General features: G+C 44.7%; 17 protein-coding genes and 1 riboswitch. Of the genes, 13 read left to right on the top strand and 4 right to left on the bottom strand.

Going from position 1 to position 26,149, the window contains the following annotated elements; genetic code table 11:
- Positions 1–135: 135 nt before the first annotated feature.
- Positions 136–353, bottom strand: a riboswitch (cobalamin riboswitch).
- Between the two features lie 94 nt (positions 354–447).
- From GD630_RS20525 to GD630_RS20515, 3 genes are all read right to left on the bottom strand, one after another.
- On the bottom strand, positions 448–1,203 hold the full coding sequence (locus tag GD630_RS20525; RefSeq protein WP_143864983.1) for an ABC transporter ATP-binding protein: 756 nt from the start codon (positions 1,201–1,203) through the stop codon (positions 448–450).
- Positions 1,200–2,216, bottom strand: a complete 1,017-nt coding sequence (locus GD630_RS20520; RefSeq protein ID WP_143864984.1) for a FecCD family ABC transporter permease — start codon at positions 2,214–2,216, stop codon at positions 1,200–1,202. The genes GD630_RS20525 and GD630_RS20520 overlap by 4 nt, the downstream gene beginning before the upstream one ends.
- Before the next feature lie 62 nt (positions 2,217–2,278).
- Positions 2,279–3,415 carry an ABC transporter substrate-binding protein gene (locus GD630_RS20515; protein WP_143864985.1) on the bottom strand — a complete coding sequence of 379 codons (1,137 nt, stop codon included), beginning with the start codon at positions 3,413–3,415 and terminating at the stop codon, positions 2,279–2,281.
- Positions 3,416–3,775: 360 nt separating this feature from the next.
- Here GD630_RS20515 and GD630_RS20510 point away from each other — a divergent pair, with 360 nt between their 5' ends.
- Together GD630_RS20510 and GD630_RS20505 are read left to right on the top strand one after the other, a co-directional pair.
- Positions 3,776–6,487, top strand: coding sequence for an outer membrane beta-barrel protein (locus GD630_RS20510; RefSeq protein ID WP_394368243.1), 2,712 nt, complete (start codon positions 3,776–3,778; stop codon positions 6,485–6,487).
- 52 nt (positions 6,488–6,539) lie between these two features.
- A complete protein-coding gene (locus tag GD630_RS20505; protein WP_007751763.1) occupies positions 6,540–7,169 on the top strand; it encodes a cytidylate kinase-like family protein in 630 nt (209 codons plus the stop codon).
- A gap of 104 nt (positions 7,170–7,273) precedes the next feature.
- On the opposite strand, the gene GD630_RS20500 is transcribed toward GD630_RS20505, so the two are convergent.
- The gene (locus tag GD630_RS20500; RefSeq protein ID WP_143864987.1) at positions 7,274–8,938 is read right to left on the bottom strand and encodes a putative transporter; all 1,665 of its coding nucleotides are present in this window, start codon (positions 8,936–8,938) and stop codon (positions 7,274–7,276) included.
- A gap of 327 nt (positions 8,939–9,265) precedes the next feature.
- Between GD630_RS20500 and mutA the strand changes: the two genes are divergently transcribed.
- From mutA to GD630_RS20445, 11 genes are all read left to right on the top strand, one after another.
- Positions 9,266–11,170 (top strand): methylmalonyl-CoA mutase small subunit, encoded by a 1,905-nt coding sequence (gene mutA, locus GD630_RS20495; RefSeq protein WP_007766879.1) that lies wholly within the window; start codon positions 9,266–9,268, stop codon positions 11,168–11,170.
- A 1-nt stretch (position 11,171) separates the two neighbouring features.
- Positions 11,172–13,319 (top strand): methylmalonyl-CoA mutase, encoded by a 2,148-nt coding sequence (gene scpA / locus GD630_RS20490; protein ID WP_007751753.1) that lies wholly within the window; start codon positions 11,172–11,174, stop codon positions 13,317–13,319.
- Between the two features lie 142 nt (positions 13,320–13,461).
- On the top strand, positions 13,462–14,013 hold the full coding sequence (locus tag GD630_RS20485; RefSeq protein ID WP_143864989.1) for an RNA polymerase sigma-70 factor: 552 nt from the start codon (positions 13,462–13,464) through the stop codon (positions 14,011–14,013).
- A gap of 61 nt (positions 14,014–14,074) precedes the next feature.
- Positions 14,075–15,064 (top strand): FecR family protein, encoded by a 990-nt coding sequence (locus GD630_RS20480; RefSeq protein ID WP_143864990.1) that lies wholly within the window; start codon positions 14,075–14,077, stop codon positions 15,062–15,064.
- A 195-nt stretch (positions 15,065–15,259) separates the two neighbouring features.
- Positions 15,260–18,622, top strand: a complete 3,363-nt coding sequence (locus tag GD630_RS20475; protein WP_143864991.1) for a TonB-dependent receptor — start codon at positions 15,260–15,262, stop codon at positions 18,620–18,622.
- A gap of 5 nt (positions 18,623–18,627) precedes the next feature.
- Positions 18,628–20,247 carry a SusD/RagB family nutrient-binding outer membrane lipoprotein gene (locus tag GD630_RS20470; RefSeq protein ID WP_143864992.1) on the top strand — a complete coding sequence of 540 codons (1,620 nt, stop codon included), beginning with the start codon at positions 18,628–18,630 and terminating at the stop codon, positions 20,245–20,247.
- Between the two features lie 37 nt (positions 20,248–20,284).
- Positions 20,285–21,184, top strand: a complete 900-nt coding sequence (locus tag GD630_RS20465; protein ID WP_143864993.1) for a glycoside hydrolase family 18 — start codon at positions 20,285–20,287, stop codon at positions 21,182–21,184.
- A 12-nt stretch (positions 21,185–21,196) separates the two neighbouring features.
- Entirely contained in the window at positions 21,197–22,492 is a 1,296-nt protein-coding gene (locus GD630_RS20460; protein ID WP_143864994.1) for a DUF1735 and LamG domain-containing protein, read from the top strand.
- Positions 22,493–22,526: 34 nt separating this feature from the next.
- Entirely contained in the window at positions 22,527–24,068 is a 1,542-nt protein-coding gene (locus tag GD630_RS20455) for a glycoside hydrolase family 18 protein (protein ID WP_238482949.1), read from the top strand.
- Positions 24,069–24,179: 111 nt separating this feature from the next.
- Complete coding sequence (locus GD630_RS20450; RefSeq protein ID WP_143864996.1) at positions 24,180–24,950, top strand: DNA-binding domain-containing protein; 771 nt, start codon at positions 24,180–24,182, stop codon at positions 24,948–24,950.
- 233 nt (positions 24,951–25,183) lie between these two features.
- A complete protein-coding gene (locus GD630_RS20445) occupies positions 25,184–26,104 on the top strand; it encodes an Rpn family recombination-promoting nuclease/putative transposase (protein ID WP_143864997.1) in 921 nt (306 codons plus the stop codon).
- The last annotated feature ends 45 nt before the right edge of the window (positions 26,105–26,149 follow it).

The following is a 26,149-nucleotide window of genomic DNA, read 5'->3' as shown; positions in this document are numbered from 1 at the left end:
CTTTTATTTTATAGGTATAAAAAATCCGTTTGTTCAGATCTGAATTCAATCTACACAAACGGACATATAGCTATTATACCAAATAAAAGATAATTGCTTATTTTCTATTTGACTACTACCCGAAATCCCGCAGGTGTAAATCAGAGCATCAAGGCAGGTCTTCTGACTCATCCCATTTTGCAACGCCTTCCCAGATAAACTATCCAGTGACTTTCGTGTTGCAATTTTGCTCTCTGATTACAAGGAGCGGAGATTTACAGCAGCAGGTTCTGTTGCCGGTTTACACGGCATTCCCTTTTAATTCCTTAACAGTGTATATACTGTAACAAGAAACCTTAACGCCACAAAGTTAGAGAATTTATTAATAACTTTATCTTGTTTGGCTAAAAAATCAGCTTACGAGAATCATATTTTATTATTTATATTTTTATCCTAGTGATAAAATGTTTATTTTATACGTACCCTCATCTTTTGTGCGTCGAATGTCACCGACTCGTTTCGGAACAGTCTTTCGATATGTCCGCTCGCTACCATTTCCGGAGTAGGCAGTGTATACATATGCGGGTTGTCTATCAGCATGATAGAGTCGCAGAGTGACAGCGCTATGTCGAGGTCGTGTGTGGAAAATAGGATACATTTGTCCTCTTCCTGTGCCAGTCTCTTCAGGAGCAGGCAGAGTTCGTAACGGTTAGGCAAGTCGAGAAAGGCGGTGGGTTCGTCGAGCAGGATGACAGGGGTGTCCTGGGCTAACGCCCGGGCAATCATGATTCGTTGACATTCGCCGTCGGACATCTTATCCATGGTTTTTTCCGCATAAGCGGACATACCGACCAGCTGTATGGCAGTATCTACCCGCATTTCGTCTTCCGGTCGTAGTTGTCCGATCCAGTTTGTATAAGGGGCGCGCCCCATAGACACTACATCTTTACAGCGAAGATTGGCGATGCGTACTTTGTCTGTCGTTACAAAGCTGATGCTACGGGCTAGTTTTTCCGGTTTCAACGAGGCTATTTTCTTGCCTTGTAGGATGATTTCTCCCGACTGTGGCTTTTCCAGTCCCATCATGGCACGGAGCAATGTACTCTTTCCTGCCCCGTTGCGTCCCAGCAGGGCGATGAGTTGTCCGCCCGTCATCCGGGCATTTACCATCTCTAACAGCGTACGCTGTCCATACCCTAATGTCAGTTCTTTAAGCTCTATCATTTGAATCTACGCAAGTTTTTAGCGATTACCCATAAAATAACCGGAACACCCAGCAGGGCAGTGATGCAGTTCACCGGGAGCAGGAAGCTCTTGGCGATAATGTCACAGAGAAGCATACTGATAAGTCCCGTCAACATGGTGCCGGGAACAAGTATCCGGTGGTCGGCATTGTTGAACAGCAACCGGGTGACGTGTGGCACAGCCAGCCCGATGAAACCTACCGGACCGCAGAAAGCAGTGACCGTTCCTGTCAGCAATGCGGTAGAAACGAAAATGAAGGTGCGTGAACGCTTGATGTTCATTCCCATTGTCCGCGCGTAGTTCTCACCGAGCAGCAATAGGTTCAGTGACTTGATGCAAGCTACGGAGATCAGCAGACCTATGCACAACATCGGAATCATGACTCCCAGTTGGGTGGCAGTGATATGGCTGAGCGAGCCCATCGACCAAAGCGTGAACATTTTCAGTTGTTCGGCAGAACTCAGATATTGCAGAATCTGGATAATGGCACCTGCCACGTATCCTATCATAACCCCCATAATCAGCACGCCGAGAATATTTTTCACTTTCCGGCTGATGACGGCTACTCCCAATAGGATGACAGTCGTTCCTATCCATCCCGAACCGACGATACCCATTGATTGGAGAAGCGGGAAGTTCGTCCATCCGAGCAACGGAGTGCCTAGTATAAACAGAGCCACTCCCAGTCCTGCGCCCGAACTGACTCCCAGCAGATAAGGGTCTGCCAGCGGATTCTGAAAAACTGTCTGCATCTGCAGGCCGCTGACGGAAAGCGCCACGCCTATCAGTCCCGCCACTACTACCCGTATGAACCGGATGGAAAGTAGGATATTGCGCGTCGTTTCGTCATATTCGCCGCCGGTGAGCACCGCCCATACTTTCAAGATAGGGATGTACGTATCTCCTGTTGCCATGTCTATCAATAATAATAGTACGGCAACGATACCTAATGCAATAAATAAAAGGGCGGTATGTTTATGAGGTTGCTTCATCTGGAATTGCGAGTACGTTTGGCAAATAAAGATTCGATCATTCTTCTAGGCATAGGTTCGTTTCATTCCAGATGCCTGTAATAATAGAGTGAATCCGGTACCAGTTCTGGATGGAAGATATGAATCAGGTCGCGTAGAACCATGTCAGGGTGTACCACTGCCGATTCCCAGTAATCATTACCGCCCGTCGGGGTCAGCCGCAAATTATTATTATAAACCGTCCGTTCACGTACAGCTTTCGCATCTGCGAATTTCGGATTGACGGTTTTCAACTCATCCAGACTCGTTGCCGAACCTACATTAATCCAATAATCCGCTTTTTGTATCAGCCCGTAAGCCGTTTCCAGTCCAATCGGGGTTGAACTGTTGGAACTGTTTTCTTTGTAGATATACTCTGCACCCGCATCCGCTACCAGTTGCGCCATATAGCTTTTTGTAGAAGGCATCACCCAACTGTCGTTCCACGGCATGTTGAACATAACTGTCGGGCATTGTCCGACCGATTCCGTGAGTGCTTTCAATGACAGATAACGCTTCGGAATTTCACTGAATATTTCGATACCCTTCTCTCGGCTGTCCGTCAGTTCGGACAAAACAACCATCCATTCGGCTTTGCCTAGCGGTGATTCCTCCAAGTATTCACCCATATAAATATAGGGAATGGATAGCTCTTTCAGCTTGTCCGTTATGGCGGTCTGTGCGTCTCCGATACCGTATAGCAGAACGATGTCCGGCTTCAATCCCAGCAACAGTTCATAATTCATCTCAGGTCCCATGTCCTTGATAGAGTCCTTATGCGCAAGGATATATGGGTTCGATACATAGTCGATGCCCGATACCGCCACGATTCGGTTTACCTGTCCTAGTGCATCGAGCATGGCGATGTAGGAAGAAGACATACATACAATGCGCTTTGCTCCGGCAGGAATGGTAGGACCGGTGAATCCGGTGGGTGCCTGCTCTCCATTTCGTGATATGAAGTAGGACATTTCTACCTCTTTGGATCCCTGCCATGGGTTGAATACCTGTATCAGAGTACTTTGGACATTGGTTGAGCCTAATATCTTAAATCCTGCCGCATATTCAGGAGTATATATATCTTGATTGAATGCTTCGAGAGAAGTCTTCTTGTTAGAAATACAACTTGTCAAAAATAGCAAGGAGAATAGAATGAAAGTGTAAATGGATTGTTTTATCATTTTATTTACATTTGGTTGTAACAATCTTGTGAACATATCGTGCAAATATATGAATTGTTTTCTAATATGTTATTATTCCGTTTCTACAAAATTGCTACTTATTTATATATCGCATATAGCGAAATTTCGGTCTTATCTCGTTTGATATCGATATTGACTTTGAATTCTTTATTAGAATAATGTCCAAATGAAAATTTGGAGGTAAACAAGAATGTGGGGAGCTTTTGGGATTTTTCACAGAACTTTCTCTTGAATCATAGTTGGATTGTGTACTTTTACCCTTGTAAAACTACTAAAAGAGACTAGCTTATCGACATGGAAATTAATAGGATGATTGGATTGCTTTTGTTGTTATGTTGTATGCATACAATTTTATATGCTCAACAGACGAGAACTGTCAAAGGCAGAGTACAGACGTTGGAAGCAGGAAGTGATAAGCTACAGTCTTTACCTTCAGCTAGTGTTGTTGTCTTGCAAAAGGAGGATTCCACTTTTGTGAAAGGTACGACAAGTGATAAGAACGGTCGTTTTGTTCTTAAATATCAGCCGCAGAACAGAAGGCAATATTTGTTGAAAGTCTCCTTCATGGGAATGGAATCCGCATACCGCATATTAAGTGATTCGCTGTCTGTGAATGTTGGGGCGGTCACACTGAAGGATGATGATATACAAATCGGGGAAGTGACAATCACGGGAAAATTGAAAGAAGTGGAGATGAAGGGAGATACTACCGTTATCAATGCTGCTGCCTATAAAACTCCCGAAGGTTCTTATCTGGAGGATCTGGTGAAACGTGTTCCGGGATTGGTGTATAATAAGAAAGATCATTCGTTAACCTACAACGGTCAGGCTATCAGTGAAATCAATGTCAATGGAGAATCCTTTTTCTCGGGGGATAAGAAAACGGCGCTCGAAAATCTGCCGGCAAACTTGATTAGCAAGCTGAAAGTATATGATAAGAAATCAAAAGAAGAAGAGTTTACCGGAATCAGTTCTGGAGAGAAAAAGTATGTGCTTGATCTTCAGACTAAAGATGAACTGAACAAGACTTGGCTGACGAATGCGACGGTAGGATATGGAAATAATAAAAAGAAGGACCTGGAAGGACAGGTGAACTATTTTAATAAGAACGGGGAGAACCTCTCTTTTATGGCCCGTTCTACCAATCGCTATCAGAATAGCACTTATAAGGACAATATCAATAACTCTGTCGGGCTGAATATGACGCGCAAGTTCGGCAAGAAGTTTTCTTTGACCGGAAATGTGAACTATGACTTGAACCGGAATGGAAATATCACTTCCATGTACAGGGAACAATATTTGACGAGTGGCAATCAGTATTCGGCTTCTGCCAATGAGGGTACTTCGAAAAGCCGGTCTATGAATTCGAGTCTGATGGGAGAATGGAAAGTCGATAAGCGTACGCGCATACATTTCAACGGGAGTTTCGGGCTTTCTCCCAACGAGAATGAGAGCAGTAATCAGAGTGCTTCTTTTGATGCTCCTCCTAATGTGAATCATGAGAGTCTGTTTGCTGATTTTGAATCTATACCTAAGGATATGAAAGTCAATCGTAGTGAAAACCGTTCGGCTTCGGAAAATAAATCCAATCGTTATAATTGGATGATTGGGATTATGAGGCGTTTGAATGAGAAAGGAACTACATTAGGACTGAATGTTACAAATTCAGATTCATGGGGAGATAATGAGAGTTTTTCGCTGTCTCAGACTACTTATTTCAAGCTGAAAGACAAGAATGGGAATGATTCGGTACTTTATCGAAACCAATATATAAAGTCTCCTCAGACAAATAATCAGTGGAGGGTAGGAGTCAGCTTTACTCAACCGATTGGCAAGAAGGTGCATTTCCGGGCAGCATATAATTGGAATACACAGTATGAACGGGACAACCGTGATACGTATGAATTGTCTTCCATGACAAACCGGGATTCTTTCGGTGATTTGCCTACAGGTTATGAGGCGGGGTATGTGGATAGTTTAAGTAATAGGAGTCATAGCCGCAGTAATGGGCACGACTTGAATGTAGGCTTCAATTATTCGGATGATACTTGGATGTTTAATGCTTCGTTGGGGGTCACTCCGCAGAAGCGTACTATTGATCGGAAAGTCGGAAAACTTTATGCGGACACCACAATGCGTATGATTGATTATCAGCCTATGATATGGCTGAGTTGGCGGAAAAAGAAAATGCGTGTCAGTCTTAATTATAACGGAAGAACCCGGCAGCCTTCTTTATCGGACTTAATGCCGTTGACGGATAATAGTGATCCGTTGTATATTACTCGTGGAAATCCGGATTTGAAACAGATGTTTATGCATACTATGCATGTGAGTTTTCAACATCCTTCAAAGGGAATATCCGCCAATCTGGGATGGCAAATGGAGAAGAACAGTGTCACACAAGTTGTTCTCTATGATGTGCAGACCGGCGGACGGGAGACATACCCTATAAATATCAATGGAAATTGGAATACATATGGTAGTGCTGACTGGTGGAAGCGTTTCGGACATTTTTCTTTAAAACTGAGTACCTCCGGAAGGCATAGTAATCGTGTCAGTATGATTAATGAGGATAGAAGTCAACAGCCGGAGAAAAGCACAACACGTGATACCGGGTTGAATTGCGAGATGGAAGCTTCTTATCAGCCCACTTGGGGAGGGTTTGATTTTTCTACTTCATGGGATTATCAGTATTCACTTAATTCTCTGAATGATAATAATACCTATACCCGCTATTATAATTTCCGTTTTGACGGCTATGTGGATTTTCCTTTCGGGTTGCAGTTGCGTACGGATGCAGGCTATATCTTGCGTAGCGGGACAAATATCCAGAAAGGAGAGGATGATGAGATTGTGTGGAATGCGAGGGCAACCTGGCGATTCTTGAAACAGAGAAAAGCTGAATTGTCGGCTTATTGGGCGGATATTCTTGGCAAACGGAAAAGTTATGCTCGTATGGCTACTTCCGACGGGTTCTATGAGTCTCGGACGCAGGAAATAAAAGGATATTTTATTGTAACTTTCAAATATAACTTTCGTCTGATGATGTGAGTCTTAGAAATAATTCGTATGTTTGCTACCAAACCATAAAACAAAATGTACTATGAGCGGTAGCTATGTCATTAATATCGGTCGCCAGTTAGGTAGTGGCGGAAAAGAAATAGGAGAGAAGTTGGCAGCCCGTTTGGGCATCGACTTCTATGATAAAGAGTTGATCAATCTAGCTTCTGAAGAGAGCGGATTGTGTAGAGAATTTTTTGAAAAAGCGGATGAAAAGGCTTCACAAGGTATTATCGGTGGGTTGTTCGGAATGCGGTTTCCTTTTATCAGTGAGGGGGCTATGCCGTGTACCAACTGTTTGAGTAATGATGCTTTGTTTAAGGTACAGAGTGATGTCATTCGTCATTTGGCGGCTGAAAAATCCTGTGTGTTTGTGGGGCGCTGTGCGGATTATATATTGCGCGAACATCCGCGTTGTGTAAACGTTTTTATTTCGGCTTCCAAAGAAGACCGCATTGCACGGTTGTGTCAGATCCATCATATTGATGAGGAGGCTGCGGAGGAAATGATGGAGAAAGCAGATAAGAAACGTTCGGAATACTATAATTATTATAGTTATAAAACATGGGGAGCGGCAGCTACTTATCATCTGTGTGTGGACTCCTCTTCTTTAGGAATAGAAGAAACGGTACGCTTTGTGGAGGAGTTTGTAGTGAAGAAACTGAAGTTGTAATATATGGTATAATGAATAAAGGGAGATAAAACAGTAAAGCCGGCATATTCTACTTAAAAGAATAGAGCCGGCTTTACTATTTATAAGCTAAGCTTGAGCTTGATTTACATCATTGTTAATAATATCATCTGTCCCGTTAGGATACGGAGGAACATAGATAGCGGATAAACCGTCGAATACCCTACGGCCGGAGCGTCACCGGCAGTTGTCTGGTTGGCATAAGCCAATGCGGGAGGATCGGTATTACTACCGGCTATCAATCCCATCAGAGTGAAGTAGTTTACCTTATAATACAGTCGGGCAATAGCGCCGATAATAAGCAATGGAATGACGGTGATAAGGAAACCGCAACCTACGTATAACAATCCGTCACCTTCGACTACCGTTTGCACAAAATTGGCACCTGCATCAATACCGACACTGGCAAGGAAAAGCACGATACCTATTTCGCGAAGCATTAGGTTGGCGCTCATTGTTGTGTAAGTTACCAGATGGAGTTTGTGACCGAAGCGTCCGATAAGGATCGCTACTACCAGCGGACCACCTGCCAAACCTAGTTTCAAAGGAGTCGGCATACCCGGGAATGCAATCGGAAGGCTGCCTAGAAGAATACCTAAGAAGATACCGACGAAGATAGTTACGATATTCGGAGTGTCCAGACGTTTCAACTGATTACCCAACACACCTGCCACACGTTCTACTGCATCTTGCTGACCTACTACCATCACACGGTCACCTACTTGAAGTACCAGATTCGGATCGGCAAACAGGTCCATACCGGAACGGTTGATACGGGTTACATTTACCCCATACATACTGCGGAAGTGCATAGAACCGAGCGTTTTTCCGTTAATCTCCGGTTTGGTGACCAAGATACGGCGTGAAACCATCGGCAGGTCTTGTTTCTCCCAATCGAGTTCCACCTCTTTTCCTATAAATACGGTGATAGCCGGAGCATCCTCTTCCGAGCAGACGATAAACAACTGATCGCCCATATTGAATATGGTCTCGTGGTCGGGAATACTGACGTGCCCTTCATGGCGGATACGCGAACAAACGAAGTTGCGTCCCAAGAACTCTTTAATCTCAATCAGTGTCTTTCCGCTGATTGATTCGTTGCGTACCTCAAGGCTCATCATGTGCGGCTTGTGGTGTGCGTCCCCGCTTTGAATCTTCAGATTCTCTTCTTCCTTAGCCATATTGACACGGAAGATGTAGCGGATAGCAATGATAGAACCGATAATACCTACCACACCGAGCGGATATGCACACGCATAACCCAACGCGATCTGCGGGCCGGTATAGTTCAACTGGTTCAATGCTTCATTGGCGGCACCAAGTCCCGGAGTGTTTGTCACAGCTCCATAGAGTATACCAACCATCATCGGCAATTCCACCCGGCCGTTCCACAGGTAATAAAGCCCCAGCGCAACAGCAATATTTAACACTACGATGCCTACAGCCAACAGGTTTAGTGTCATTCCCCCTTTTTTGAAAGAAGAGAAGAAAGACGGCCCCACCTGAAGACCGATACAGAATACGAACAAAATCAATCCGAATTCACGGATGAAATGTAGGATGTGTGTATCGGCCGTGAAGCCGAAATGTCCCATTAGGATGCCGGCAAACAAAACAAACGTGACACCTAAAGATATTCCGAATATCTTTATCTTACCGAGATACACACCGGCTGCCACTACAAATGCGTAGAGGAACACGATATGTGCCACAGAACTAGGGTCCCACAATAAACTTTGTAACCAATCCATAATTTATAGTAGTTTTTATAATGTCTTTTATAAAACGGGTGCAAAATTACTCATAACATCGGAGCAAATCAAGTAAATGAAGAACTAAAAATGAAAAATGAAGAATTTCTATACCTATTGTATATATGGGATGAATAATGGTAATTTTTCATTTCCCATTCCCTATTCTTTATTTATTTGTTCCTCATTTTCCGGGCTGTGCGAATTTTCTCTAAAAAAGAGTATTGTTTTAACTATTTGGTTATATTTGCAAGTCGAACAACGGACTTTTAGAGAGATAGATAAAAATAAAGACAATATTAATCTTGTTTTAATTTTAAATAAACTATGGCAGACAAAAAAGAAAAACTCTTCTCAGACTTTTCTCCTGTCTCCACCGAACAATGGATGGAGAAGGTTACAGCCGATTTGAAAGGTGCTGATTTTGAGAAGAAGCTCGTTTGGAAAACGAACGAAGGGTTCAAAGTGAAACCTTTCTACCGGATGGAAGATCTGGAGGGTTTGAAGACTACCGATGCGCTTCCCGGAGAATTCCCTTATCTGAGGGGAACCAAGAAAGACAACAATGAGTGGCTGGTTCGTCAGGAAATCAGAGTGGAATGCCCGAAAGAAGCTAATGCAAAGGCGTTGGATATCTTGAATAAGGGTGTCGATTCACTTTCTTTCCATGTGAAAGCAAAGGAACTCAATGCGGAATATCTTGAAACATTGTTGAATGATATTCAAGCTGAGTGCGTTGAACTGAACTTCTCTACTTGCCAGGGACACGTCGTTGAGTTGGCTAATCTGCTGGTAGCTTATTTCCAGAAGAAAGATTATGATGTGAAGAAACTGAGAGGTTCTATCAACTATGATTTCTTCAATAAGATGTTGACTCGCGGTAAGGAAAAAGGCGATATGGTGCAAACGGGCAAAGCTTTGATTGAGGCCATCCAACCGCTTCCTTTCTATCGTGTACTGAATGTAAATGCTTTATCTCTGAACAATGCCGGAGCTTATATTTCTCAGGAGTTGGGTTATGCGCTGGCTTGGGGTAATGAATACATGAATCAACTGACAGAGGCCGGTATTCCCGCTGCCATTGTTGCCAAGAAAATCAAGTTCAACTTCGGTATCAGCTCCAATTACTTCCTCGAAATTGCAAAATTCCGTGCCGCACGTCTGCTTTGGGCGAATATCGTAGCTTCTTATAAGCCCGAATGTGTACGTGATTGCGACAATAAAGGTCCTAACGGTGAATGCCGTTGTGCTGCAAAAATGGCGGTTCACGCCGAAACTTCCACATTCAATCTCACTTTGTTTGATGCACACGTGAATCTGCTTCGTACGCAAACCGAAGCGATGAGTGCTGCTTTGGGAGGTGTGGATTCAATGACAGTTACCCCGTTTGACAAGACATACGAGACCCCCGATGAATTCTCCGAGCGTCTGGCACGCAACCAGCAACTGCTGCTGAAGGAAGAATCTCATTTTGATAAAGTGATTGACCCGGCTGCAGGTTCTTATTATATTGAAAACCTGACTGTCTCTATCGCTAAACAGGCTTGGGAACTCTTCCTGTCTGTCGAAGAAGCCGGTGGTTTCTATGCTGCCTTGAAAGCGGGAACAGTTCAGGCTGCTGTGAACGAAAGCAATAAAGCGCGTCATAAAGCGGTGGCACAGCGTCGTGAAGTATTGTTGGGCACCAACCAATTCCCCAACTTTAATGAAAAAGCGGGTGACAAGAAACCGGTTGAGGCAAAATGTTGTTGTGGCGGTGGCAAAGAACATACTTGTGAGAAAGATGTGGCTACTTTGGTATCCGACCGTGCTGCCAGCGAATTCGAGGCTTTGCGTCTTGAGACGGAAGCGTCCGGCAAACGTCCGAAAGCGTTCATGTTGACTATCGGTAATCTGGCAATGCGTCAGGCACGTGCGCAATACTCTTGCAACTTCCTGGCTTGTGCCGGTTATGAAGTGATTGATAATCTTGGCTTCGAAACGGTTGAGGCAGGAATAGAGGCGGCTATGGCTGCTAAGGCGGATATCGTGGTGCTTTGTTCCAGTGATGATGAATATGCGGAATATGCAATTCCCGCTTTCAAAGCTTTGAATGGCCGTGCTATGTTTATCGTCGCCGGTAATCCGGAATGTGCCGATACATTGAAAGCCGCAGGTATTGAGTACTTTATCCATGTCCGTGTGAATGTGCTGGATACCTTGAAAGAGTTTAACGCCAAACTATTGAAGTAAGATGAGAAAAGATTTTAAAAACATTGATATATATGCCGCATTTCAGCCTGCTAACGGTGCTGAATGGCAAAAGGCTAACGGTATCTCCGCTGATTGGAAAACACCGGAACACATCGAAGTGAAGCCTGTTTATACAAAAGAAGACCTTGAAGGAATGGAACATCTCGGCTATGCTGCCGGACTTCCTCCGTACCTGCGTGGTCCGTACTCGGTAATGTACACTCTGCGTCCTTGGACGATCCGTCAATACGCCGGATTCTCCACTGCCGAAGAATCAAATGCTTTCTATCGCCGTAACCTGGCTTCCGGTCAGAAGGGGTTGTCGGTTGCGTTCGACTTGGCTACGCATCGCGGCTACGACCCCGATCACGAACGTGTGGTAGGTGACGTAGGTAAAGCGGGTGTATCTATCTGTTCTTTGGAAAACATGAAGGTCCTGTTCGACGGTATTCCTTTGAACAAGATGTCCGTATCCATGACAATGAACGGGGCGGTGCTTCCGGTTATGGCATTCTACATCAATGCCGGTCTGGAGCAAGGTGCGAAATTGGAAGAAATGGCAGGTACTATCCAAAATGATATCCTGAAAGAATTCATGGTGCGTAATACCTATATTTACCCGCCTGCATTCTCAATGAAAATTATTTCCGACATCTTTGAGTATACTTCGCAGAAGATGCCTAAGTTCAACTCCATTTCCATTTCCGGTTACCATATGCAGGAGGCAGGTGCTACCGCAGATATCGAGTTGGCTTATACGCTTGCCGACGGTCTTGAATATCTTCGTGCCGGAACTGCCGCCGGTATTGATATCGATGCATTTGCTCCGCGTCTGTCTTTCTTCTGGGCGATTGGAACGAACCATTTCATGGAAATTGCCAAAATGCGTGCCGCGCGTATGTTGTGGGCGAAGATTGTGAAACAGTTTAACCCGAAGAATCCGAAATCATTGGCACTGCGTACCCACTCACAGACTTCCGGTTGGTCATTGACCGAACAAGATCCGTTCAATAACGTGGGACGTACTTGTATCGAAGCGATGGCTGCCGCTTTGGGACATACACAGTCTTTGCATACCAATGCGTTGGATGAGGCTATCGCACTTCCGACGGACTTCTCCGCACGTATTGCCCGTAACACTCAGATCTACATTCAGGAAGAAACATACATTTGCAAGAATGTTGACCCGTGGGGTGGTTCTTATTATGTAGAGACTCTGACGAACGAGTTGGCGCATAAGGCTTGGGAGCATATTCAGGAGATTGAAAAACTGGGTGGCATGGCAAAAGCTATCGAAACAGGTATTCCTAAGATGCGTATCGAAGAGGCCGCTGCACGTACACAAGCTCGTATCGACAGTGGTCAGCAGACGATTGTCGGTGTGAACAAGTATCGTCTGGACAAAGAAGCTCCGATCGATATTCTTGAAATTGATAATACGGCGGTTCGTCTTGAACAGATCGAAAACCTGAAACGTCTGAAAGAGGGACGTAACCAGGCTGAGGTAGATAAAGCGTTGGCGGCTATTACCGAGTGTGTGAAGACCGGTAAGGGTAACTTGCTGGAACTGGCAGTGGAAGCAGCGCGCGTCCGTGCCACATTGGGCGAGATTTCATCTGCTTGCGAACAGGTCGTAGGACGTTATAAAGCAATAATTAGAACTATATCAGGCGTGTATTCATCAGAAAGTAAAAACGATAGCGACTTCAAGCGTGCTTGTGAACTGGCTGAGAAGTTTGCGAAGAAAGAGGGGCGTCAACCCCGTATCATGATTGCGAAGATGGGACAGGACGGTCACGACCGTGGTGCCAAAGTAGTAGCGACCGGTTATGCCGACTGCGGTTTTGACGTGGATATGGGACCGTTGTTCCAGACACCTGCGGAAGCTGCCCGTGAAGCTGTTGAAAACGATGTTCATGTAGTCGGTGTTTCTTCGTTGGCTGCCGGACATAAGACATTGGTTCCGCAGATTATTGAGGAATTAAAGAAGCTGGGGCGCGAAGATATCGTAGTGATTGCCGGTGGCGTTATTCCTGCACAGGATTATGATTTCTTGTATAAAGCAGGGGTGGCTGCTATCTTCGGTCCGGGTACTCCGGTGGCGAAAGCTGCTTGCCAGATTTTGGAAATCCTGATGGACGAAGAATAAGACAGGACTTTCCTGTTTTTGATTTTATCCCGCCTTTTTAGTTCAAATGAACTGAAAGGCGGGATGTTTTTTACTGACATTCGTTTGTCTGAAATTAAAATTGGCTATATTTGTCCGGCTTTCATTATAAAAAGCAGAATAGATGAGTGAAAAAGTAGAAGACTTGGATGTTCGTTTTGAACGGTTTTACGCGGCTAACTACCCTCGTGTCAAGAACTTTGCGAAGTTGTTGACCAAATCGGAGGAAGATGCGGAAGACATCGCTCAGAATATATTTCTTAAGTTGTGGACACGTCCTGAACTTTGGCAGGAGCAAGAAACCATGACGAGCTATCTTTATACCGTTACCCGAAATGAAATCTTCAACCTTTTCAAACATCAGAAAGTGGAACAGGAATACGAAGATAAGATAATGAAAGCGCAACTAATAGGTGATTTGTGTGATGAAGATACTTCATTGCTCGAAAATCTCTATTATAAAGAAGTGCTCCTCCTCGTCAAGATGGCACTCGACCAATTGCCTCCCAAACGCAGGCAAATATTTGAGATGAGCCGGTTTGAAGGTTTGTCTCACAAAGAAATAGCGGAGAAACTGCAAATCCCTCTGCGCACAGTAGAAGACCACATCTACAAAACATTGACCGAACTTCGTAAAGTGTTAATGTTTGTTATTCTCTTCCGGTTCTTTCCGTAGTTTCTCTTTCTGAATGGTGGTAATTATGTAAACGTTTCTTAGAAACAATAAATATCACCTTATGAAGAATTATATTCGTGACGTTATAGACCGTTATATCAAGCATGACTATCCGGCGGAAGTTGACCGGGATTTTCGTGTATGGCTTATCGATGAAGAACGTGCCGATGAAAAGGATTCCGAATTGAGTCAGCTTTGGGAAGCTACCGAATCCGCAACTACTCCCAATTATCAACATTCGTTGGAGAGGATGAGAGAACTCACCGGAATAAAGACGAGACAAAAAGTACATACCTTACATACGCGGCTGGTTATCTGGAAGATTGCAGCGGCTTTGCTGATTGCCGTATCCGCTGGCTCTATTTATCTGGCTTTACAGAACAGACAGGCGCCGGACTTGTTGCAGGCTTATATACCTACTACCGAGATGCAGAATATTACTTTATCGGATGGCACGCAAGTGATGATCAATTCAGAAAGTACCTTGCTTTATCCTCAACAGTTTACGGGAGACAGTCGTTGTGTCTATCTGGTGGGAGAAGCCAACTTCAAGGTGAGACGTGACGAGGCACATCCGTTTATCGTAAAGTCGGCAGATTTCCAAGTCACGGCATTGGGAACGGAATTTAATGTGTCGGCTTATCCCGAAGAGGAAGAGGTAACGGCAACGTTGATTTCGGGAAAAGTTCTGGTAGAGTACAATGGATTGAAAGAGCAAGAGATACTGAAACCCAACGAACAGTTGGCTTATAATAAACACACCCGTTTGGGTAGTGTGACTTATCCGGATATGCAGGATGTCACAGCCTGGCAACGCGGTGAGATTGTTTTTCGCAGTATGACGATGGAAGAGATCTTCCCCCGTCTCGAACGCAAATATCCTTATACATTCGTGTATAGCTTTCACAGCCTGAAAAGTGACCGTTTTAACCTGACTTTCGGGCAGAACGCTTCCATAGAAGAAGTGATGGATATTATTGCCCGTGTGACGGGTAATCTGGATTATAAGATAGTGGGCGACAAATGTTATCTGACGGTGCGTCATAAATAACGTTCCCGCTACCGGACTATTTGAATAACACCGATTATTAACCTTAAAATATACGAGAAGCCTATGCGGAAAAAATATCCGGGAGAAGCTGCAACCTTCCCCCGGATGTGAAATCGAAATTCTTACTATTAGCGTTACACAAACGCTACTAAATTCGAGAATCTAACTTTATCTGTATAAACTAATACTAAGAAGATGCAGCAAATTTATGAATTTATAGCCAATAAGCAGACAATCAGCCGAGTATTTATGCTTTTTTTGTGCTGTCTGCTCCTTTCTATCCCCACTTTTGCTCAAAACAGCAGTGCCCGGATTACGATCCATAAGAAAAACATATCGGTCATTGAGGCGCTAAAAGAAGTGGAAAAGCAGACGAAACTTTCTGTCGGCTACAACGAATCGCAGTTGAAAAACAAAGCCTCCATCAGTCTGGCTCTGGAAAAAGCGACATTGGAGAACTCTCTCACCGAAATCCTGAAAGGAACAGGATATACTTATCAGTTGAAAGGCAAATATGTCATCATTGTTCCGCAAGAAAAGAAAGAAGTGGAGCAAGTGTCTGCCAAACGTATCACAGGGCAGGTGCTGGATGAACAGGGAGAACCGCTCATCGGTGTGAATGTGCTGGTGGAAGGAACGAGCATAGGAGCTATCACCGATATGGACGGAAACTTCTCGCTGGAAGCTCCGGTAGGCAGTACGTTGAGTATTTCTTACGTAGGCTATACTCCGAAGACATTGAAAGTGGGTGGAGCGAACAAGTACAGCGTGCAACTCGCTTCGGATACGAAACTATTGAATGAAGTCGTAGTGACAGCATTGGGTATCAAGCGTGAGCAAAAGGCATTGAGTTACAATGTGCAGCAGGTGAAATCCGACGAACTGACTCAAATTAAAGACGCCAACTTTGTAAACAGCCTGAATGGTAAAGTAGCGGGTGTTACTATCAATACCAGTTCTTCCGGTGTGGGAGGAGCAAGCAGGGTAGTGATGCGTGGTACAAAGTCCATCGAGCAGAGCAGCAATGCTTTGTATGTCATCGACGGTATTCCAATGTACAATTTCGGTGGCGGAGGCGATACGGAATTTGGTTCAAAAGGAGCTACCGAAGCCATTGCCGACATCAACCCCGAAGACATCGAAAGTATCTCCGTACTGACGGGAGCTGCCGCAGCTGCCATGTATGGTAGTAATGCCGCCAATGGAGCGATTGTGATTACCACTAAAAAGGGACACGTAGGGAAATTGCAGGTCGGTGTCTCTAGTGGCATTGAATGGTTGAAACCTTTCAAAATGCCGGATTTTCAAGGACGCTACGGAACCGGAAGCAACGGCAAAGCTGGTAATTCAAGCATTTATAGCTGGGGGCCGAAGTTGAATGCAGCCGCACAGACCGGATATGAACCGAGCGATTTCTTCGATACCGGCGCGGTGTATTCCAATTCTGTGACTTTATCTACGGGAACGGACAAGAATCAGACATTCTTTTCGGTAGCTACTGTCAATTCAGCAGGTATGGTACCCAACAATAGGTATAATCGGTATAACTTTACTTTCCGCAATACGACAAGTTTCCTGAATGATAAAATGAAACTGGATGTCAGTGCCAGCTACATCCTTCAGAACGACCGGAATATGACCAATCAGGGACAGTATTCCAATCCGTTGGTTTCTGCCTATCTTTTTCCTCGTGGAGATGATTTCTCTGTAATCAAGAACTTCGAGCGTTGGGATGAGGCGCGCAAAATCAGTGTACAGTTCTGGCCGCAGGGTGAGGGGGATTTGCGTATGCAGAACCCTTATTGGATAGCTTACCGCAATCTTCGTCTCAATAATAAGAAGCGTTATATGGCTTCGGCAGGTTTGAGTTATCAGATTCTGGACTGGTTGAATGTGGCAGGCCGTGTCCGCATCGACAATACCCACAGCGAATATGAAGGCAAGCTGTATGCAAGCACTAGTACGACACTGACCGATGGTAGCACGCAAGGGCATTACACCGTGAACAACGGACAAAACTCGCAGACATACGCCGATGTATTGATAAATATCAACAAACGTATTCAGGACTTTACGATTGTTGCCAATATCGGAGCCAGTTATAGCGGTATCACCAGCAAAGAATTGGGATATGCAGGCCCGATACGTGAAACAGGAATTCCCAATCTTTTCAATGTATACGATTTGGATAATGCCAAGAAACGTGCCACACAGACCGGTTGGCGTGAAGCGACGGAATCTATCTTTGCCAGTGCGGAGATTGGTTGGAAGAGTATGCTTTACCTCACTTTGACGGGACGTAACGACTGGGCTTCGCAGTTGACACATTCTCCGCAGGCTTCCTTCTTCTATCCGTCGGTCGGCTTGTCGGTCGTCATTTCGGAGATGGTAAAAATGCCGGAATGGGTGGATTATCTGAAAGTGCGCGGTTCGTTCAGTTCCGTAGGTAATCCCTATCCCCGTTTCCTAACTTATCCTACCTACTCGTATGATGCGACTAACATGGACTGGAAATCTCAAAAGAACTTCCCTATCGGCAAACTGTATCCTGAACGTACTGATTCTTGGGAAATCGGTCTGGACGCTACGCTTTTCAAAGATTTCAAGTTGAGCGGTTCGTTCTATTATGCCAATACGTACAACCAGACGTTCGATCCCGAACTTCCCGTATCCGCGCGTTACGACAAACTCTATGTGCAGACCGGATATGTACGTAACTACGGTTTTGAAGCCATGTTGGCTTATAATCATCGTTGGGGAAATTTTGGTTGGGATACCAGCTTTACTTATTCTACCAATAAGAATGAGATCGTAGAATTGGTGCGCAATTATGTGCATCCGGAAACCGGAGTCATCTATAACGTTGACAAGCTGGAATTGAAAACCAATGAAGGACGTGGTTTCGGTAAAGCGAAGTTTATTTTGAAAGAAGGCGGCACGCTGGGTGATCTTTATACACATGCCGACTTGAAACGTGACATTAACGGCAATGTGCTGATTGATGATGACGGCAATGTGACGGCTGTTGATAACGCAGGTGACATCAAGTTGGGAAGTGTACTTCCGAAGGCCAATCTTGCCTGGAACAATAGCTTCACTTATAAGGGAATCAATGCCGGATTCTTGGTTACCGCTCGTTTGGGAGGTATCGTTTACTCCGCTACCCAAGCTTATCTCGATCTGTACGGAGTGTCCGAGACATCGGCTGCCGCACGTGATGCCGGAGGCGCATGGGTAAATGGCCGTAGTCAGGTGAACCCGCAGAGTTTCTATTCCGTAGTGGCTTCGCAGAGCGGACTTCCTACCTATTATACGTACAGCGCGACGAACGTACGCCTGCAAGAAGCGCATATAGGCTATACCATTCCCCGTCGTTGGCTGGGCAATGTATGCGACATTAACGTTTCCCTTGTGGGACGTAATCTGTGGATGATCTATTGCAAGGCTCCTTTCGATCCGGAAGCAGTGGCTACTACCAACAACTATTATCAGGGAATCGACTATTTCATGATGCCGAGCACCCGGAACATAGGATTCAACGTTAAGATTAACTTCTAAATATTATGACGAACATGAAACGAATATATTACCTTCAGAGAATCATTCTTTCGGTGCTCTTGCTGTTACCCTTGTCCGGTTGTTTCGACAGCGATATAAACCGCAAGATGTATGAAGCGGATGATAGTGAAATGCAACGCGAAAATCATATCGTCGGCGCAACGTTGAGAGTGATGCAAGGACTTGTCAGTCCGACGCGCGAGCATTTGTACCAGTTTATGGATGCTATGGTGGGCGGTGCTTACGGAGGCTATATGGAAGGTATCGTAGATACATGGGTAATGAAGTTCTCTACATTCAACCCCGAACAGGGATGGCTGAAATCCCCGTTTGCCGATCCTATTACCGACCTTTATCCCCAATACCTCAAGATGTTGAGCGTGACGGATGATCCGGTAGCTTTGGCTTTGGGTAAAATCTTGCGTGTCTGCGTCATGCACCGTGTGACGGATATTTACGGACCTATCCCTTACTCGCAGATGTTGAGTAATGACAATCTGGGAGAGAACCTGTCCGTTCCATACGATTCGCAGGAACAGGTATATACGCAGATGTTGAAGGAGCTGGAAGAGGCCGATAAAGTGTTGGAAGAGAATAAAGACCTTTCTTCCGAAGCGTTCCGTAAATTGGAGGATCTGTATTACGGTAACATCTCCAAATGGCGCAAATTCCTTCATTCCATGCAGCTTCGCATAGCGATGCGCATGAGTTATGTGAACCCTACGGAGGCGCAGCGTATTGCAGAAAATGCCGTAGCGGCGGGAGTGATCGAAGCGAATGAAGATAATGCCATGCTCCATGTGGCAGAGAACCGTTCCGAACTGTTGTTCAATAATTGGAGTGATTATCGCATCAGTGCCGATATGGTTTCCGTGATGAAGGGATATGAAGATCCCCGCTTGGACGTTATGTTTGTGAAAGGTACCAATACCGTAGAAGTGGGTGGCGAGAAACAGGAAGTGAACGATTTTTATGGTGTGCGTATCGGTATCTTCACCGAGAAGAAAGACGACATGATTAATTTGTATTCCAAACAAATCATCAGCAGTACCGATCCTTACCTCTGGATGAATGCCGCTGAAGTGACTTTCCTTCGTGCCGAAGGTGCGTTGCGCGGTTGGAATATGGGCGGAGAGCCGCAGGCGTTGTATGAGAAAGCCATCGCTCTCTCGTTCGATGAACGCGGGGCTAAAGGAGCCGATAAATATGTGAAGGATGCAGAAAAGAAGCCGGTGAAGTACGTAGATCCGATGGGTGCTTATAGTGCGGATGCAGTGAGCGAGATTACGATTGCTTGGGAACAGGGGTCTGGAAAGGAAATCTTCGAGAGGAATCTGGAACGCATCATTACGCAAAAATGGATTGCCATTTTCCCGTTAGGTTTGGAAGCATGGGCGGAACATCGTCGTACCGGTTATCCGAGGTTGCTTCCTGCCGTAGAGAATAAAGATCCCAACAATAGCGTGAATGTTGCTATCGGTCCCCGTCGCTTGCCTTATCCGGCAGATGAATACAACTCTAACGGTGCTAATATAGCCAAAGCCGTACAGATGTTGGGTGGTACTGACGCTGCGGGTACGCCTCTTTGGTGGGACGCGAAAGACCATTCGGTTGAGAATAACTAATAGCTCTTTACAAGAACCTTTTTTAATCCATAAGATTATGAAATATAAATCAATATTCAATGTATGTCTGCTGACCGCTTTCCTGTTGACTGCGACCACTTCCTGTGACGATTGGACGGAAATGGAAATTCATGAGACGGATGTCAACGGAGCAAAGGAGCAGAACCCGGAACAATATGCCGTTTATACGCAGAACCTTCGGGCTTATAAGGCAACGAAGCATGCTGTGGTTTATGCCCGGCTTGACAATGCTCCGGACAAGGCTACCAGTGAAAAGTTTTTTCTCCGTTCCTTGCCGGACAGTATTGATATCGTATCCATGCGTAATGCCGACCGACTGACTGATTTTGACCGGGAAGACATGGCAATGGTACGTGCCGATTACGGAACGAGAGTGCTTTATTATGTGGATTGCACGCTGGGAGACAAACTGAATGCCGCCATCGCTTCCGCTGTTGAAGCCGTGCGGGCAGGAACATTTGACGGAGTCACGCTTGCTTCTTCTGCTGCGGTAGATGCGGCAACGTTGAAATCGCTGACTGACGCACTGGGACAAACACCGTGCTTGCTTGTCTTCGAGGGAACTCCTTCCCTGTTGCCGGAAGCGCAACGTAGCCTTTTCAGCTATTTCGTACTTGATATTTCCGAAGCAGCCGATGACTACGACATAGAAACGGAAGTTCTTTTGGCTACCGGATATGGCAAAACTGCTCCCGGACATCTGCTGTTGGCTGTCACTCCCGAAGGCTCGTTGACTGATTATAATGGAGTGACCCGTTCTGCCATTGCAGGAGCTGCTCACAGTGCTCTCCATATGGAGACACCGTTGGGAGGCATTGCCATTTACAATATTTCGGACGATTATTACGATGCTGATATTATTTATAAACAGACTCGTGGAGGCATTCAATTTTTGAATCCCGCTTCGGTTCATTAAACTAAGTAAACTATGAGAATACATAAACTTTATCAGTGCCTTGCAGCCGCAACCCTCCTGTTTTTGCCGGTTGCCTGCGACAATACCGATTATAGCGACCATTCACCGTTTGACAATTCGGCATACTTGAATGTGGCTGCTACTAAAAATGCGGAAACGTTCACTTTCAACCGTAAGGTGACGAACCAGACGAAAACGTTTACAGTGAAACTGTCGTATCCTTCGGGCGATGATGTAAAGGTGAATCTCAAGGTAGACCCTTCATTGATTGCCATATATAATGCGAAGAACGACACGCATTATGAAATGTTGTCTGCCGAACATTATCAATTATCGCAGGAATCCGTTACTATTCCTGCCGGAAAGATAACGTCCGACGAAGTCAGTATCAAATTCCTCAAACTCGATGAATTGGAGATTGACGCTACTTATCTCTGTCCGCTTTCCATCAGTGGAGCCGAAGGAGTGGGAGTGATGGACGGTTCACGTACAATGTATTATCTGGTGCGTCGTTCCAGCGCTATCACTACAGCGATGAATCTGAAGAATGTTTACGTTGCCGTTCCCGGATTTGATAAGGGAAGCCCTACGGCAGATGTGGTGAATAACTTGAGTGCCATTACGATGGAAGCCATCATTCGTGTGAATAGTTTCCAAAAAGAGATATCTTCTATTATGGGTATCGAACAATATTATCTGATGCGTATTGGTGATGCAAATTTTCCAAATCAACAGTTACAAGTACAGTCCACATTTGGTAAATTTCCTGAAGCCAGTAAACAGAAATTACTACTGGCAGGTGAATGGTATCATGTTGCTTTGACATGGGATTTAGCTAATGCCACTATTGCTTTCTATGTGAACGGGCAGTTGCAAAGCATTAGTAACGCTCATGGTAAGAGTGATCTGACTAGCATAAATTTAGGCGATAAGGTACCTGATGATGAATTTGGAAATGGAGGTGATTTTAATTTCTATTTTGGTCGTTCCTATGGTGAATCACACGATATAAGTCGCCAATTTGATGGCGAAATATGTGAAGCTCGCATTTGGAGTGTAGCCCGGACAGCCGAACAAATTTGGCAGAACATGTACGATATACCTAATCCAACGGAAGAACCGAACTTGTGTGCTTACTGGAAGTTTGACGAAGGGACAGGTTTGAAAGTTGTAGATCGTACCGGACATGGGAATGATGCGAAGGTAATTCCTTACTGGAAAGGAAGTGACCACACGGAAGTGTATAGTAAGACTGATGTGGATTTATGGCCAAGTGGCATTGAGGTGCCGAAAGTAAATCAGGAATGAGAGATTATAGATAACTATTAAAATGTATATGATTATGAAACGAATAATACAAAATATCTCTTTGTGCGTATTATTGGCTCTGGTGATGGGGGCTTGTGAAGAGGATGCGACATTGGTGAATCCAGATGTAGTACATGGAAAGTCGACGGTTGCTAAGGAAGAAGTTGCCGAAACGGCTTTTTTGTGGAGCACCTCGTCACCGAAAAATGGTTTTATTATCTATGATTATATAGATGCGGTGAATGATGAAGTGTATGTGGAATTGGCAAAGCCTGCAGAACATGATATGACCTTTACAATACGTGCTATACCTTCTTTAACCGCTGATCAAAAGGCTATGATAGAGAATAAATATTATCATGTGAAGCTCTTTAACGTTTTAGGAGATGTGGGCGAGTTCACTATTGCTGACGGAGGTAAAGTGAAGATATCGGCTGGTGAGAGACTCTCTACACGGGTAGGTTTTACCGCAACGAATCTGTTTACTGAATCTGCAGCAACTGTTATACTACCATTAGTAGCGACAGATGAAACGGGTAATCAATGTTATATCTGTTATTATATCAGCCAAGTGGAGATGGAACGTCAGGACAGATCAAAGAAGCCTTATACAGTGATAACGTATATTGATACCGAAATGATGAATCCTTTAATAGCTGACCAATATACTTCTAAATTACAGTACCTGAAGTCTCGTCGGGATAGAACAACTATTTACGAAAATGTTCCTGTATTTGATGTGGTGAATTTGCGAAAAGCTTTGTTGAAATACGACGAGTCCTCCCGTAGAGCGATTTTGAAATTAACACCGGATGTGGAACACGTGTTGAAAAACTATGCTCAATATATTCAACCATTGAGGCAGAAGGGTATTAAAGTCTGTCTTTCTATTGAAGGAGGAGGGACAGGTATAGGCTTTGCCAATCTGACAGATATGCAAATTGCTGATTTTGTGGCACAAATCAAGGTGGCTGTGAATATGTATCAATTGGATGGTGTTCATTTGCGTGATGAAGGTGCTGGGTACGACAAGACTGGAGCACCGGAAGTAGATGAAGTCTCCTATCCTAAATTAATTAAGGCACTACGTGAAGCGATGCCGGACATCATGTTGACTCTTGCAGATGATGGAGGTACTACGGCAATGATGGACAAAGAACGAGGTGGTATTGTAGTAGGTGATTATATTGATTTGGCATGGAATGTTGTGTGGGATACTGCGGTTAATCCGTGGGCAAATGGGTCGGAACGTAAACCTATAGCAGGAGTTACAAAAGAGCGATATGGGGGCATTTCCTTTTATATAAAGCCGCGAATGAGTGAAGAAAGCGAGTTCTTTGCGAATTTGATAGCTGAATCTAGGGTAATTGCTTTAAATGAGGGGCTAGGAAAAGTAGCCGTTGCGGAAAATATTCCTTATAGAGACTATATACAGGAAGTTGCAAATGTCGAGGGTATTGGGGGGCTTTTAAGTTGTTTTCATGATAATAATAATGACGAATATCCTTATTATCGCGTGCAGGTAATGGAGACGCAGGCGGCAGAGGGTTATTATGCTTTCCGCAAAGATTGGTAAATTGAAAAGTACCCTCTATTTATGTAAGAACTGTTTATAAGAGCAGTTTTATGTTTGAGCAGAGTTGGACTTTATAATTCCAGTATCTATAATTACTAAATAATTTGAATCATGAAGAATGTATTGAAAATCTGGTTAGTCGACAACACTGTAACCGTCGACAATAAAGATGATAAGATCGGTCAGCTCGAATCGTCCGGTAATCTCTCGTTGCAGGACATCCTCGACGAGATGCACAAGGAAGATACAGGGCTTCGCCCCGAAACCATCGAACACGTTGTGAAGCTCTACAACCGTGTGGTAGGCAACCTCATCCTTAGCGGATATAGTGTCAACACCGGTCTTTACCATGCCGTAGCACAACTTCGCGGAGTGATTGATGGCGGACGATGGAATCCCGACAAAAACTCCGTCTACGTCTCCTTTGCCCAAGACAAAGAATTGCGTGAGGCCATTGCGGAAACTTCCATCAGCATATTGGGCGAACGTCAAAGCGTGATGTACGTTGCCGGTTTCTCACCTGCTACCGCCACTGCAGGTCGTCCGTTCACCGTCAACGGTCGTATGCTGAAAATTGCAGGCACGGATTCTTCCGTCGGAATCACTATCACCGACAGTAAAGAACAAACCACACCTGTCGACCTTAATATGCTGGCGGTTAACAACCCGTCGCAACTCACATTCATCGTTCCTGCCGGGCTGGCGGATGGCGAATACACCCTCACCATCACGACACAGTATGCAGGAAGCACTCTTCTGAAAACACCCCGAATCACCATTGCTACTTTTTACGTCGGCACGAAACCCGACACAGGAGGCGGTTCTGGCTCTGGTGGCGACGAAGGTGGCGGAGGAGGAGAGGCTCCCGATCCTGCGGCATAAAATGTACCTGACTGGTGGAGTATTGCTCCCCCCGGTTTCTGCAGAGAGGCTGCATAGTTCTATACATGATGCGTGTATAGGGCTGTGCAGCCTTCGTGCATAGAGGGCCGCAAGGTGCGTATGAAGAAGGTATCGTTTATGCGAATCAGTAGCTGAACAAATATTGGGATATTTATTTTTCATTATCTGCGAAAAAGATTGTAACTTTGTCATAACTTAAAAAAGAAAGCGAAATGGAACAAACGGACAGGTATATTCGTTTCGACTGGGCAATCAAAAGACTGCTTCGTCAGAAAGCTAACTTCAGTGTTTTAGAAGGTTTCCTCACGGTCTTACTTGGCGAAGAGGTGAAAATCATCGAAATACTGGAAAGTGAAGGCAACCAGCAGACTGCCGATGATAAATTCAACCGTGTGGATATCAAAGCCAAAAACGATAAAGACGAAATAATCATCATTGAGGTTCAGAATACACGTGAGCTTTACTATCTGGAGCGCATTCTCTACGGAGTGGCAAAAGCCATCACGGAACATATATCCCTTGGCGAACGCTATTATGAGGTGAAGAAAATTTATTCCATCAGCATCTTATACTTTGATATCGGCAAAGGGAATGACTACTTATACCACGGACAGAACCACTTCGTGGGAGTGCATACGAACGACTGTCTTGAAGTGACTACCAAAGAGAAAGATGCACTGGTGCATAAGCTCCCAGCCGAGGTATTCCCCGAATATTTCCTGATTCGGGTGAATGAATTTAATAAAGTGGCTGTCACTCCTTTAGAAGAATGGGTGGAGTATCTGAAGACAGGCTGCATCCGTCCTGATACGAAAGCGCCGGGACTAAAAGAGGCTCGTGAAAAACTGGTTTATTATAATATGTCCAAAGCCGAACGCCAGGCGTATGATGAACATTTAAGTGCTATCATGATACAGAATGATGTGTTGGATGGAGCGAAATTAGAAGGACGCATGGAAGGACGTATGGAAGGACGTATGGAAGGACGTATGGAAGGACTTGCAGAAGGACTTGAAAAAGGGCTTGAAAAAGGTCGCATAGAAGTTGCCCGTAACATGAAAAAACTGGGAGTTCCTATGGAGGTTATCATACAAAGTACCGGATTATCAGAAAAAGACATAGAAATTCTATAAAGTGAAATACACATTGTGCCTTTACTGAAATAAAAAGCAGAGATT

This window comes from Bacteroides zhangwenhongii (assembly GCF_009193325.2).
GTDB lineage: Bacteria > Bacteroidota > Bacteroidia > Bacteroidales > Bacteroidaceae > Bacteroides > Bacteroides zhangwenhongii.
Note: the sequence above shows the minus strand (reverse complement) of the source record. Positions and strands in the feature narration are given on the sequence as shown.

Bases quoted from the DNA above. Each gene is read 5' to 3' on its own strand.
- GD630_RS20485 (WP_143864989.1), top strand. From the start codon at position 13,462: ATGAGTGAAAAAGTAGAAGACTTGGATGTTCGTTTTGAACGGTTTTAC.
- GD630_RS20470 (WP_143864992.1), top strand. From the start codon at position 18,628: ATGACGAACATGAAACGAATATATTACCTTCAGAGAATCATTCTTTCG.
- GD630_RS20480 (WP_143864990.1), top strand. From the start codon at position 14,075: ATGAAGAATTATATTCGTGACGTTATAGACCGTTATATCAAGCATGAC.
- GD630_RS20525 (WP_143864983.1), bottom strand. From the start codon at position 1,203: ATGATAGAGCTTAAAGAACTGACATTAGGGTATGGACAGCGTACGCTG.
- GD630_RS20445 (WP_143864997.1), top strand. From the start codon at position 25,184: ATGGAACAAACGGACAGGTATATTCGTTTCGACTGGGCAATCAAAAGA.
- GD630_RS20455 (WP_238482949.1), top strand. From the start codon at position 22,527: ATGAAACGAATAATACAAAATATCTCTTTGTGCGTATTATTGGCTCTG.
- GD630_RS20505 (WP_007751763.1), top strand. From the start codon at position 6,540: ATGAGCGGTAGCTATGTCATTAATATCGGTCGCCAGTTAGGTAGTGGC.
- GD630_RS20475 (WP_143864991.1), top strand. From the start codon at position 15,260: ATGCAGCAAATTTATGAATTTATAGCCAATAAGCAGACAATCAGCCGA.
- scpA (WP_007751753.1), top strand. From the start codon at position 11,172: ATGAGAAAAGATTTTAAAAACATTGATATATATGCCGCATTTCAGCCT.
- GD630_RS20510 (WP_394368243.1), top strand. From the start codon at position 3,776: ATGCATACAATTTTATATGCTCAACAGACGAGAACTGTCAAAGGCAGA.
- GD630_RS20450 (WP_143864996.1), top strand. From the start codon at position 24,180: ATGAAGAATGTATTGAAAATCTGGTTAGTCGACAACACTGTAACCGTC.
- mutA (WP_007766879.1), top strand. From the start codon at position 9,266: ATGGCAGACAAAAAAGAAAAACTCTTCTCAGACTTTTCTCCTGTCTCC.
- GD630_RS20520 (WP_143864984.1), bottom strand. From the start codon at position 2,216: ATGAAGCAACCTCATAAACATACCGCCCTTTTATTTATTGCATTAGGT.
- GD630_RS20515 (WP_143864985.1), bottom strand. From the start codon at position 3,415: ATGATAAAACAATCCATTTACACTTTCATTCTATTCTCCTTGCTATTT.
- GD630_RS20500 (WP_143864987.1), bottom strand. From the start codon at position 8,938: ATGGATTGGTTACAAAGTTTATTGTGGGACCCTAGTTCTGTGGCACAT.
- GD630_RS20460 (WP_143864994.1), top strand. From the start codon at position 21,197: ATGAGAATACATAAACTTTATCAGTGCCTTGCAGCCGCAACCCTCCTG.
- GD630_RS20465 (WP_143864993.1), top strand. From the start codon at position 20,285: ATGAAATATAAATCAATATTCAATGTATGTCTGCTGACCGCTTTCCTG.